This window comes from Kluyvera genomosp. 3 (genome assembly GCF_011765685.1).
GTDB lineage: Bacteria > Pseudomonadota > Gammaproteobacteria > Enterobacterales > Enterobacteriaceae > Kluyvera > Kluyvera georgiana_A.
In genome coordinates, this window is sequence record NZ_CP050321.1 from 2,229,142 (window position 1) to 2,241,177 (window position 12,036).

10 protein-coding genes are annotated in these 12,036 nt (G+C 52.4%); 7 read left to right on the forward strand and 3 right to left on the reverse strand.

What is annotated here, in order from left to right; all coding sequences use genetic code 11:
• Positions 1–136: 136 nt before the first annotated feature.
• Positions 137–637 carry a LuxR C-terminal-related transcriptional regulator gene (locus GY169_RS10410; RefSeq protein ID WP_167575704.1) on the forward strand — a complete coding sequence of 167 codons (501 nt, stop codon included), beginning with the start codon at positions 137–139 and terminating at the stop codon, positions 635–637.
• A 133-nt stretch (positions 638–770) separates the two neighbouring features.
• Here GY169_RS10410 and ychF read toward each other — a convergent pair whose 3' ends face one another.
• Together ychF and pth are read right to left on the reverse strand one after the other, a co-directional pair.
• Positions 771–1,865: a redox-regulated ATPase YchF gene (gene ychF, locus GY169_RS10415; RefSeq protein WP_038641169.1), complete on the reverse strand. Its 1,095-nt coding sequence runs from the start codon at positions 1,863–1,865 to the stop codon at positions 771–773.
• A gap of 115 nt (positions 1,866–1,980) precedes the next feature.
• Positions 1,981–2,565 (reverse strand): aminoacyl-tRNA hydrolase, encoded by a 585-nt coding sequence (pth, locus tag GY169_RS10420; protein ID WP_064544934.1) that lies wholly within the window; start codon positions 2,563–2,565, stop codon positions 1,981–1,983.
• Between the two features lie 278 nt (positions 2,566–2,843).
• Here pth and ychH point away from each other — a divergent pair, with 278 nt between their 5' ends.
• Positions 2,844–3,128, forward strand: coding sequence for a stress-induced protein YchH (ychH, locus tag GY169_RS10425; RefSeq protein ID WP_064544936.1), 285 nt, complete (start codon positions 2,844–2,846; stop codon positions 3,126–3,128).
• A gap of 79 nt (positions 3,129–3,207) precedes the next feature.
• On the opposite strand, the gene lysC is transcribed toward ychH, so the two are convergent.
• Complete coding sequence (gene lysC / locus GY169_RS10430) at positions 3,208–4,572, reverse strand: lysine-sensitive aspartokinase 3 (RefSeq protein WP_065356710.1); 1,365 nt, start codon at positions 4,570–4,572, stop codon at positions 3,208–3,210.
• Between the two features lie 614 nt (positions 4,573–5,186).
• On the opposite strand from lysC, the gene GY169_RS10435 reads away from it, so the two are divergent.
• The 5 genes from GY169_RS10435 (at position 5,187) to GY169_RS10455 (ending at position 12,021) form a co-directional block, all read left to right on the forward strand.
• Positions 5,187–6,572 carry a diaminobutyrate--2-oxoglutarate transaminase gene (locus tag GY169_RS10435; RefSeq protein WP_167575705.1) on the forward strand — a complete coding sequence of 462 codons (1,386 nt, stop codon included), beginning with the start codon at positions 5,187–5,189 and terminating at the stop codon, positions 6,570–6,572.
• A gap of 15 nt (positions 6,573–6,587) precedes the next feature.
• Positions 6,588–8,051 (forward strand): pyridoxal phosphate-dependent decarboxylase family protein, encoded by a 1,464-nt coding sequence (locus GY169_RS10440; protein WP_411908112.1) that lies wholly within the window; start codon positions 6,588–6,590, stop codon positions 8,049–8,051.
• A gap of 196 nt (positions 8,052–8,247) precedes the next feature.
• Positions 8,248–11,013: a sigma 54-interacting transcriptional regulator gene (locus GY169_RS10445; protein ID WP_065356799.1), complete on the forward strand. Its 2,766-nt coding sequence runs from the start codon at positions 8,248–8,250 to the stop codon at positions 11,011–11,013.
• A 100-nt stretch (positions 11,014–11,113) separates the two neighbouring features.
• On the forward strand, positions 11,114–11,536 hold the full coding sequence (locus tag GY169_RS10450; RefSeq protein ID WP_065356707.1) for a PTS sugar transporter subunit IIA: 423 nt from the start codon (positions 11,114–11,116) through the stop codon (positions 11,534–11,536).
• Positions 11,537–11,550: 14 nt separating this feature from the next.
• Positions 11,551–12,021, forward strand: coding sequence for a PTS sugar transporter subunit IIB (locus GY169_RS10455; RefSeq protein ID WP_163446164.1), 471 nt, complete (start codon positions 11,551–11,553; stop codon positions 12,019–12,021).
• The last annotated feature ends 15 nt before the right edge of the window (positions 12,022–12,036 follow it).

Here is a 12,036-nt window from a genome sequence, read left to right on the forward strand (position 1 = left end):
AACAGGGACGTTCGCAATTCCATATGATTATTTCTCTACAATACGGTGATATGGGACAGCAGAGTTTATTATTCTACTGATGTGTTTTCTGTTGCTGAGCTAGTCAAACTAAAAATAAACAAAAATGGATTAGGATGTGAAAATTCTTTCGAGGGATAATTATTTCATTTCTGGGATGACGAACATTATTAAGCGGATGCCAGTTTTCAATACTGATGATCTTATCGTTTTCGATACCGGGCAGCACTATGTTTATATCTTTCACTCCGCTGAGTTACAGAAACATAAGATATCAGACCCATATCGTGCATTGCTGTACTTTTGTGATTATCGGATCATGCGTGATGCGCCAGTAAAGGAATATATTCAATGCTTGTTAACCGAAGAGACGAATAAGGAGCTAATCCCGAGTTTAAGCGGCAGAGAAGAATGGGTCATTAAGATATTGTTTGGCGAACCTGATGCAGACGAATTGAGCGAGCGGTTGTGTATTAGCAGAAAAACGTTCAGTGCGCACAAAGTTAAAGTTTTACGTAAGTTTGGGGTCAAGAATTTGAATCTGCTTCATTCGTTGCTACAGACATGGACGGAACACTGGCCCTCCATTCAATCAGAGCTTCACTGTGAAGCGACATAAACATGTCCTCAAGCCATGAGGAAAATCTATTTCTCAGTTTTCGTCTATAAAAAATCCACGCAATTGCGTGGATTTATAGCTTTTTTGATGTTTATGAGATTCAGCGAAACCTCATGAGACAGCAGATTTTATTTTAGACGTTGAACAAGAAGTTCATCACATCGCCATCTTTAACGATGTAATCTTTCCCTTCTGCACGCATCTTGCCCGCTTCTTTCGCGCCTTGCTCACCTTTATAGGTGATGAAATCTTCAAACGCGATGGTCTGTGCGCGGATAAAGCCTTTTTCGAAGTCGGTATGGATTTTACCCGCCGCCTGTGGTGCGGTTGCGCCAACAGGGATGGTCCATGCGCGAACTTCTTTCACGCCCGCGGTGAAGTAGGTCTGCAGGTTCAGCAGTTCGTAACCGGCGCGGATCACGCGGTTCAGGCCCGGTTCTTCGAGACCCATTTCAGCCATGAATTCTTCACGGTCAGCATCGTCGAGTTCAGCGATATCGGCTTCGACAGCGGCGCAAACGGCAACCACGACTGAACCTTCAGCCGCGGCGATTTCGCGCACTTTGTCGAGGTACGGGTTGTTTTCAAAACCGTCTTCGTTGACGTTGGCGATATACATGGTCGGCTTCAGCGTCAGGAAGCTCAGGTATTTGATGGCCGCTTTATCTTCGTCAGTCAGATTTTTCAGCGCGCGCAGCATGCCGGCGTTTTCCAGCTGTGGCAGACATTTTTCCAGGGCAGCCAGTTCTGCTTTGGCGTCTTTGTCGCCGCCTTTGGCTTTCTTCTGCACGCGGTGAATCGCGCGTTCACAGGTGTCGAGGTCGGACAGCGCCAGCTCGGTGTTGATGACGTCGATATCGTCAGCCGGATCCACTTTGTTATTCACGTGGATAATGTTGTCGTTTTCGAAGCAGCGAACAACGTGGCCAATCGCTTCGGTTTCGCGGATGTTGGTCAGGAACTGGTTACCCAGGCCTTCACCTTTAGATGCGCCTTTTACCAGGCCCGCGATGTCGACGAATTCCATGGTGGTCGGCAGGATGCGCTGCGGTTTAACGATTTCCGCCAGCTGGTCCAGACGTGGATCGGGCATCGGCACAACGCCTGTGTTCGGCTCGATAGTACAGAACGGGAAGTTCGCCGCTTCAATACCCGCTTTGGTGAGCGCGTTGAACAGGGTGGATTTGCCTACGTTTGGCAAACCAACGATACCGCATTTGAATCCCATGTTTAAATCACCTTAATCTTTTGATATTCAATCTGTTATAGAGAACAGATTGTAGAAAAGTAAATAACTCAGACCATTATACACGTCATGCGGGAAAAATACCGCAGTCGTCGGTCTATTGCGCCTTAAAAGCGTGTAATCGGTTAGTTGCTTTGGTCAGCCCGTCTTTCAGCCAGATCTCGGTGCAGCGCGCCGCTTCGTCTACCGCATCGTCGATCAACTTCTGTTCAGCCGCCTGCGGTTTACCCAGCACAAAACCCACAACTTTGTTTTTATCGCCCGGATGGCCGATTCCAATACGTAAGCGATGAAAATTAGGGTTATTGCCCAGTTTGCTGATGATGTCCTTCAGGCCGTTATGGCCGCCGTGGCCGCCGCCGAGTTTAAACTTCGCCACGCCCGGAGGAAGATCCAACTCGTCATGAGCCACCAGAATTTCATCCGGATTAATACGATAGAAGGTTGCCAGCGCCGCCACAGCTTTACCGCTGAGGTTCATAAAGGTGGTTGGCACCAACAGGCGTACATCTTCCCCGGCCAGATTAATGCGGGAGGTGTAGCCAAAAAACTTACTTTCTTCACGCAGCGGAGCGCGAAAGCGCTCTGCCAGTAAATCGACGTACCATGCGCCCGCGTTATGACGCGTTCCCGCGTACTCTGCGCCGGGATTCGCCAGGCCGACAATCAGTTTAATCGTCACGTTTTTGTTCCTGAGTGGGCAATCTTTCCGGCGGTTAGTTTACGTTGTGACGACGCGCTTGACAAAAATTAGCGCTGAAAGGGCTGAAAACTGAATAGTTGATGTGCGGAATAATATTGTTTGAAAAGTATTTCAGTCACTTAAATGTAAAGTTATGTTGATGATATGTTCACGTTTGTGATCGGCCACGCACTTATCCACAGCGCTGTTGTCTATACTTTACACACAAGGAATAGGGATATATCCCTAAACCCAAAGCAATCTACGGAGGTGACACTATGAAACGCAAAAACGCTTCGTTACTCGGTAATGTGCTCATGGGGTTAGGTTTGGTCGTTATGATCGGCGGTGTAGGTTACTCCATTTTAAACCAATTGCCGCAGCTTAACCTGCCTCAGTTTTTTGCGCATGGGGCGATTTTAAGCATCTTCGTTGGCGCTATTCTTTGGCTGACCGGTGCACGTATCGGCGGGCATGAGCAGGTGAGTGATAAGTACTGGTGGGTTCGTCACTATGATAAACGTTGCCGCCGCGGTGGGGGTACCTCGCACCGTCATAGCTAAATAAAGGGTTCCTGAGAGGGGCCAGTAAACAGATAATAAAGTCCCGGTCGCAAGGCCGGGACTTTTTGCTTTTATCGCCTTATGACTCGAAAAGCTGGAGATGCAGGGCCTTGATGGCGCTATCGGCCTCGTCGGCAGGTAGCAGGAAGCACAGGTTATTACTGGATGCGCCGTGGCAGACCATGCGTACCGCGTGTTCTTCAAGCCAGGCAAAAACATCTTTAAATACGCCGGATGCCTGCGTGAGCTGATTCCCAACCAGCGTGACCAGCGCCAGCCCGGTTTCCACTTCAACTCGACAGTGGGAAGAGAGCTCGGTAAATAATGACGTGGTTAGCGTATGGTCCTCACCGGAGGTGGCGTGAGTAGAGTCCAGCGCCAGCGCGATGCTGTTTTCAGAAGTGGTGACCAGGTCGGCGGCGACAGAATGACGCGCTAACAGGGCAAACATCTGGGCTAAGAAGTGGCAGGACGGCTGCGCGTCAAGGCTGTGCAAGCGCAGCAGCGTTTGCTTACGTCGTACTGCCACCGCGCGATAACGCGGCGGGTTCTCGGTGGTGCTGCACACCAGCGTGCCACCGGCGGCGGTATTTTTACTTGAGCCGACAAACACCGGGATGTTTTTGCGCATGGCCGGCAGCAACGTTGCCGGATGGAGCACTTTCGCGCCGTAGGCGGCCATATCGCTGGCCTCGGAAAACGAGATACGATCGATACGTTTGGCGTTCGGCGCGATACGCGGGTCGGTGGTGTAGATTCCCGCCACGTCGGTCCAGATATCAACCCGACCAGCATTCAGCGCTTCGCCGAGCAGTGAGGCCGTGTAGTCGCTGCCGCCGCGACCCAGGGTCGTGGTATGGCCCTGCGCGTCACGGCCAATAAACCCCTGAGTAATCATAATGGCTTGTTCAAGGCGCGGGCGCAGATGCGTCTCGGCCAACGTCGCCAGGGCATCAATATCGGGCGCTGCACAACCGTAGGTGTCGTCCGTGCGAATGACGCTGCGGGCGTCAAACCAGCTGGCCTCCGCTTCACGCTCACGAAGGACCTCGGTAAACAGCAGGGAAGACATCAGCTCACCGTGGCTGACCAGTTCATCACTCAGCGCGGCGGATGGCGAAGTGGCCGCCGTTTGCGCCAGGTGACCGATATTGTCGAGGAGATTATCAATTTCCTTGCTGATAACGGTCGGCTGCTTCAGGCGGGAAATAATATTGTACTGGATAGTACGTAACGTCTCGAGCTTGTCTAATTGCTGACGACTTTCCAGACCTTCAGAAAGCTCGACCAGAAGATTAGTCACGCCTGCCGAAGCAGAGAGAACGACTAAACGAACGTTGGGATCAGCAAGAACAATGCTGGCACTGCGGTTCATCGCGTCAAAGTCAGCGACGCTGGTGCCGCCAAATTTGGCAACGATGAAATGTGGATAAATGCGAGTCATAACAATCTCATATCAGGGCGCCATCATGTAATGGCTAGAAAATTTTCATTCTCGGCATAAGGGAAGCGGTCTTCGCCTTACGAAATGTCCGCCCGCGAACATTTCTAATAACAACCCAGGAATCACTCCTGTTGTCGATAACGTGTTTCGCCTGTACGCGTTACCGGGTGATGCGCATTAGTTCTTTATTTACAGAGCCTGCAAATAAGCGCGCCATAGTAAGTGATTTATTCAGAGGGATCGACTTTTTTATTATATTTCATCGCAAACAAGTGAAAAATCATGCTTTAACGACTTAATGCATACATTAATAATGGTAAATTCATGTAAAAGAATAATAAAACCATGAAAAACCGATGGCTTTCTTTACATCATTCGGATGACAGCTGTATGACGTTTTGTAAGATGAAAAGTAACAAATTCTTATAAAATGAGCATTATGATGTTGCTGTTATGCATTGATTTTAAAGGTGAAAATGACATTTTTCTGCAATGCAAAATAAATGATTGAGTCCAGTGCTAAAACAACATATATTAGCCGCGCTTTTTTACAGGTAATCCTTATAACCATTTATTCAATCAGGCGTTAATCTACACCTGGTTGTAGGAGGGATATGATGACGGATAAAGTCCGTATTGATACTTTAAGTGCTAATTCATTACCACAGAGCAATGATACCTTTTTAGCAAGACAGGCTGAGTTTGAATCTAATGTCCGCAGCTATCCGCGTAAACTGCCATTGGCGATTGCCAAAGCGCAGGGCGTCTGGATTACCGACGTAGAAAATAATCAATATCTTGATTGCCTTGCAGGTGCCGGTACCCTGGCGCTCGGTCACAATCATCCTGAAGTGCTCCAGAGCATTCAAAGTGTCATCACAAGCGGCTTACCGTTACATACGCTTGACCTTACTACGCCGTTAAAAGATGAATTTTCATCTTATTTACTTTCTTTATTGCCGGGCCAGGGCAAAGAATATTGCCTGCAGTTCACCGGGCCGTCCGGCGCCGATGCCGTTGAAGCGGCGCTGAAGCTGGCGAAGAAAGTGACCGGCCGTTCCAGCATTATCAGCTTCTCCGGCGGCTACCACGGGATGACCCATGGCGCGCTGTCCGTGACGGGCAACCTGTCGCCGAAAGAAGCCGTCAGCAACATGATGGCGGAAGTGCAGTTTATGCCGTATCCGCATCAGTACCGCTGCCCGCTGGGTATTGGCGGTGACGCTGGCGTGAAAGCATTGACCTACTACTTCGAAAACCTGATCAACGACGTTGAAAGCGGCGTGCGTAAACCGGCTGCGGTGATCCTCGAAGCAGTACAGGGCGAGGGCGGTGTAAACCCGGCTCCGGTCGAGTGGCTGCAGCGCATTCGTAAAGTGACTCAGGAACACGGCATTCTGCTGATCATCGATGAAGTTCAGGCAGGCTTCGCGCGTACCGGTAAGTTGTTCGCCTTCGAACACGCCGGTATTGAGCCAGACATCATCGTGATGTCCAAAGCGGTTGGCGGCGGTCTGCCGCTGGCGGTACTGGGCATTAAAAAGCAGTTCGATGCGTGGGCTCCGGGCCACCATACTGGTACCTTCCGCGGCAACCAGCTGGCGATGGCCACCGGTCTGACAACGCTGAAAATCCTCAAAGACGACAAGATTGCCGATAAAGTTGCCGCCCAGGGCGAGTGGCTGAAAGGCAAACTGGCCGACCTGCAGAAACGCTACCCGGTGATTGGCCAGGTACGTGGTCTGGGTCTGATGATCGGTATTGAAATTGTTAAGCCGAACGAAGCGCAGGATCACATGGGCTGCTATCCGGCCGATGGCGAGCTGTCCGCGCTGCTGCAGAAAAAATGCTTCGAAAACGGGCTGATTCTGGAGCGTGGCGGCCGTAACGGTTGCGTACTGCGCCTGCTGCCGTCTCTGCTGATCACTAACGCTGAGCTGGAAGTGTTCCTCGATAAATTCGAAAACGCCCTGCTGGGTGCTGGCGTGAAGCCGGTTTAAACGGAGTTGGAACGAATGTCAGACGTAAACCCGATTCTGTCCGGCTCGGCGCAGAGTATTGCCGCCTATCAGGACGCTATCGAGCAGAGTACGAAAGCGGTTGTTGAATGGTTGAAACAGCCTGAGATGTATCAGGGCAAAACCGTTGAACAGCTGCGCGAACGTATCAACCTGAACTTTACGTCTCAGGGCCTGGGCAACCAGGCCGCTATTGAGCGTGCGGTTGAATACTTTCTGAAAGACAGCCTGTTGGTTCACCATGCGCAGTGCGTGGCGCACCTGCACTGCCCGAGCCTGGTGATTAGCCAGGCGGCGGAAGTGCTGATCAACGCCACCAACCAGAGCATGGACTCCTGGGACCAGAGCCCATCCGCGACTATCATTGAGATCAAACTGATCGAATGGCTACGTGAGCAGGTAGGTTATGCGGCGGGCGACGCGGGCGTGTTCACCAGCGGCGGCACCCAGAGCAATCTGATGGGCCTGATGCTGGCACGCGACGCTTTCTTCGCGCGTCAGGGGCACTCCATTCAGCAGAATGGCCTGACCGGCGATCTGAGCAAAATCAAAGTGTTCTGCTCTGAAAGCGCGCATTTTTCCGTGCAGAAGAACATGGCGCTGATGGGGCTGGGCTACCGTTCCGTCACCCAGGTGAAGACCGATGCCTTCTCACGTATGGATCTGGCGGACCTGAAAGACAAGCTGGCCCAGGCGAAAGCCAACGGCGAGCAGGTGATGGCGATCGTCGCTACGGCCGGAACGACCGATGCGGGCGCAATTGATCCGTTAGCGGACATCGCGGCGCTGGCGGCAGAGCACCAGATCTGGATGCACGTGGATGCGGCATGGGGCGGAGCGTTACTGCTGTCTGAGAAGTATCGTCACTTCCTGAATGGCCTTGAGCTGGCTGATTCCGTTACCCTGGACTTCCATAAGCAGTTCTTCCAGACCATCAGCTGCGGCGCGTTCCTGCTGAAAGACGCGCGCCACTATGAGCTGATGCGCTATCAGGCGGCGTACCTGAACTCTGATTTCGATGAAGAACACGGCGTACCGAACCTGGTATCGAAGTCGCTGCAGACCACGCGTCGTTTTGACGCACTGAAGCTGTGGATGGGCCTCGAAGCGCTGGGCAAAAAGCAGTATGCCGAAATCATTGATAACGGCGTAACGCTGGCGCGCGATGTGGCTGAGTTTGTTAAAACCCAGCCGCATCTGGAGCTGGTGATGGAGCCGCAGCTGGCAAGCGTGCTGTTCCGCTTCCGTCCGGCAAGCGACGATATGGCGTTTGTTGCACTGCTCAACCAGCGTATCGGCGACGTGCTACTGGCTTCCGGTAGCGCCAACGTCGGCGTCACCGAAGCCGACGGCGTCACCTGCCTGAAGCTGACGCTGCTGAACCCGACCGTGTGCCTGGAGGATGTGAAAGTCCTGCTGGCGAGCGTGAAGGCGACGGCTGAGCAACTGCTGAAAGCCTGAAATTTAAGGCTTGCTCGCGAGCCCTGACAGGCCGACGAATCCGGAAGCGTGTTACGCTTCCGGATTTTTTTATCCTCGTGACCAAACGTCCTCGTGCTGGTTTTGTGGCTTAGAGCACAAAAAATAAATTATGCGCCAACGCCGGGTCGATTTCCCCTCATCATAAACGCCTGTGATGGTGATGATGGGGGATGAGATGCGTAAAACGGAACTATTGGCTTTTCTACAAAATCAGACGGATTTTTTTGACCCCGATAACCTGAGTGACGTTTTTACCGCCAGCGACCTGGCTCAACGTTTTGCCATGCAGCGCAATACCGCCAGCCATTATCTCAATCAGCTGGTTGCTCAGGATGTCCTGGTGAAGATCAACACGCGTCCGGTCTACTTCCTGCATAAAAAGGCGTTCAGCCAGCAGTTCTTTCCACTATCCCGTAACGAGTACGCCAGCATGGCGGATCTGCTTGCTGAGAGCGATCGTCGCCCGGAGCCGGTCGACCATTTTTCACTGCTGACCGGGCATGACGGTAGTCTGCGAAAGCCCATTGAACAGATGAAAACCGCGCTGTTTTATCCTGACGGCGGGCTGCCGCTGCTTATCACCGGCGACAGCGGCACCGGGAAAAGCTATATGGCGGAACTGATGCACGCATACGCTATTGCCCAGGGGCTGCTGGCACCCGACGCTCCCTTCGTCAGCTTTAACTGCGCGCAGTATGCCAACAACCCGGAACTGCTGGCTGCCAACCTGTTTGGCTATGTCAAAGGGGCTTTTACCGGCGCGCAGGGCGATAAAGCAGGGGCCTTTGAGGCGGCGAACGGCGGGATGCTGTTTCTCGATGAAGTTCATCGTCTGAACGCGGAAGGGCAGGAAAAGCTGTTTACCTGGCTGGATCGTAAAGAGATATACCGCGTTGGAGAGACCGCGCAGGGGCTGCCTGTTTCGCTGCGGCTGGTTTTTGCTACCACCGAAGACATTCACAGCACCTTCCTGACAACTTTTATTCGCCGTATCCCAATTCTCATCAGCCTGCCGGATTTACAGCATCGCAGCCGCCACGAGAAAGAGGCGCTGATGCTGCAATTTTTCTGGCAGGAAGCACGAACGCTCAACGCACGGCTACAGCTGACGCCGAGGTTGTTGCAGGGGCTGACGCACTATGTTTATCGCGGCAATGTTGGCGAGATGAAGAATGTGATCAAATACGCGGTGGCTTCGGCCTGGGCCCGGCGGCCGGGCAGCGAAGTGCTTAATGTGACGCTGCACGATCTGCCGGAGAACATCGTGGCCGCAACGCCCGCGCTCAATGAGCCTCTTCCCCAGGAGGAGCCGCTGCTTGTTGAACCCCAGACCAGCCTGCACTGGCTACAGCGCGCGCGCGATCCGGCGCAGAGCTTGATTTACGATACCCAGTGCCGCGTGCTGGCGCTGTATGAAGCGGTGCTGAGTCAAAAAAGCAGCTGGGAGGAGGCGCAAAAAAGCATGGGTGAAGAGATTGAAACGCTCTTTGACCGGCTGATTTTCGATAACCCGGACGCCCACAGTGCCCATATGCTGTTGCTGGCCACGCAGCAGGTGCGGGAAGAGTTCTATCGGCTGGAAAAACGCTTCAATATTCAGTTTAACGGCAACTGTATTTATGCCCTGAGCCACTATCTTATCCATCGCTCCCGCCAGACACTGTCCACTTTAAGCCGCGAGAAAAGCCGCCAGCTGGAGAATTTTCTCGCGCAGAAATTTCCGCTGCTGTACCGCTTCTGCGAAGCGATTCTCGCCGCGCTGGCGCTGAAGCTTGATATCGAACCACGGCGCGTGGATCTGCTCTTGCTGGTACTGTGGCTGCAAAAAACCGGTGCCGTCAGCCAGCAGCAGGTGACCCGGGCGATCGTTCTGGCCCACGGCTATGCGACCGCCAGCAGTATCGCCAACGTGGCGAATCGGCTGCTGAAAAGCCAGCTGTTCGAGTCGTTTGATATGCCGCTCGATGTGACCCCCGAGGCGATCGCCAACCAGGTTCAGAGCTACATTGAGAGTCATGCGCTGGGTTCCGGGCTGATTATTCTGGTCGATATGGGCTCGCTAAAGGCGATTCACAGTCACTTTAATCGCCGCCTGTCGACGCCGGTCGCAATCGTCAACAACGTCTCGACCAGCATGGCGATGTATGTGGGAGAACGCATATTGCAGGGGGATATGCTGGAAGATATTGTGCGGGAGATTGACGGCGCGCTGGCCGTTGAGCATCAGCTTTATTACCCGCAAGCCGATAAACCCAGGGCCATTCTCACCACCTGCGCGACCGGTATGGGCGCGGCGGCTAACCTGTCGGCACTATTAAGCGCCAGCATCCCGGCTGCGCTGGCCATTGATATTGTGGCCTGCGATGTCGATACGCTGGCCTGCCCGGCACGTCGTGAGCCGCTGCTCAGTCGCTACGAGGTGCTGGCGGTGGTCGGCACTCTCGATCCTCATCTCGAGGCGCTGCCGTGGATCTCGCTGGATTCGCTGATGTCAGGCGAAGGCAGTAGGCCGCTGATGCGCATTTTTGGCGAGCTGGCGACGGCTGAGCAGGTGAGCGAAATTAATAACCTGCTGCTCAAAAACTTCTCGCTGCGCCGGGTCATTGAATCAGTAACGATCCTTGATACGGGGAAAGTGATAAACCAGGTGGAGCAGTTTTTACTGCGCTATGAGCACCTTGCCGGCTGCCAGGTGGCTAACGATCGGAAGGTGGCGCTGTATGTTCATATTAGCTGCCTGATTGAGCGGCTGATCCGTAATGCCTCGCCGACCCCTGATGCAGGGAAACAGTGTCCGGAGAGCGAACTGGTTATTCTGCGAGAAGCCTTTAGTGTCATAGAGAGCGGATATAGTGTCAAAATCCCCCGCGTTGAGCTTTGTTACATTCACGATATTCTGACGCGCGAGACAGAATATATCCAGCAAGATCAAGAGTTTTAACACACTTCATCTTTTCATTCTGAGCCTGACCGGTGCGCCACTGTTTCTGGCATGCCGGTTGCAATAAGAGAAAGCAGTGGAATGCGCTTTCGAGGTAAGGATGAAACGACACTATATTTTTGCCAGTCATGGCACTTTCGCAAACGGCCTGTTGAATTCCGTGGAGCTGATTCTCGGTAAGCAGCCGGATATTCACACCCTGTGCGCCTATGTAGATGATGACGTTGACCTGACCCAACAGGTCGAATCACTGCTGGCGAACTTTCCCGCCGACGATGAACTGATTGTGATTACCGATATCTTCGCCGGTAGCGTGAACAATGAATTTGTCCGCTTTTTATCGCGCCCGCACTTTCATTTATTGTCCGGTCTGAATTTGCCGCTAATTATCGACTTACTTATTTCCACGCAGGAAAGTGATACCGATAAATTAATTTCTGAAGCGCTAGCTAGCGCTAAAGAGAGCATTCAGTACTGCAATCATACCATTGCCAGTGCGACGACTATTGATAAAGACTTCTGAACACAGGAGGCGTCATGATTAAATTTTTAAGGGTAGATCATCGTTTACTTCACGGTCAGGTGGCTTTTTCCTGGACGCAATATGTTGGCGCAGACTGTATTTTAATCGCTAACGACAATGTGCCCAACGATGAACTGCGGAAAACCACGATCAAGCTTGCTAAACCGCCTTCGGTCAAGCTGGTGATTAAAAATATCGATGACTCAATCGAGTCGATAAAAAGCGGCGTCACGGATAAGTACAAACTATTTATTGTCGTGGAATCGGTGACCGATGCCTGGCGCATCGTGAATGCCGTGGAGGGTATCAAAAGTATTAATTTGGGTGGGATTAAAGCGAAAGAGGGCAGCCAGAATATCTCTAAGGCGATTAATTTATTGCCGGAAGAAATCGTGCAGCTGCAGCAGCTCATCGACAGCGGCGTTGAGGTCGAAATTCGCCAGGTCCCGAACGATCGCAAACAGTTTTTAGCGGAATGCCTTTAATTCCGGAGGACAGAT

Bases quoted from the DNA above. Each gene is read 5' to 3' on its own strand.
- ychF (WP_038641169.1), bottom strand. From the start codon at position 1,865: ATGGGATTCAAATGCGGTATCGTTGGTTTGCCAAACGTAGGCAAATCC.
- ychH (WP_064544936.1), top strand. From the start codon at position 2,844: ATGAAACGCAAAAACGCTTCGTTACTCGGTAATGTGCTCATGGGGTTA.
- lysC (WP_065356710.1), bottom strand. From the start codon at position 4,572: ATGACTCGCATTTATCCACATTTCATCGTTGCCAAATTTGGCGGCACC.
- GY169_RS10435 (WP_167575705.1), top strand. From the start codon at position 5,187: ATGATGACGGATAAAGTCCGTATTGATACTTTAAGTGCTAATTCATTA.
- GY169_RS10440 (WP_411908112.1), top strand. From the start codon at position 6,588: ATGTCAGACGTAAACCCGATTCTGTCCGGCTCGGCGCAGAGTATTGCC.
- GY169_RS10445 (WP_065356799.1), top strand. From the start codon at position 8,248: ATGCGTAAAACGGAACTATTGGCTTTTCTACAAAATCAGACGGATTTT.
- GY169_RS10450 (WP_065356707.1), top strand. From the start codon at position 11,114: ATGAAACGACACTATATTTTTGCCAGTCATGGCACTTTCGCAAACGGC.
- GY169_RS10455 (WP_163446164.1), top strand. From the start codon at position 11,551: ATGATTAAATTTTTAAGGGTAGATCATCGTTTACTTCACGGTCAGGTG.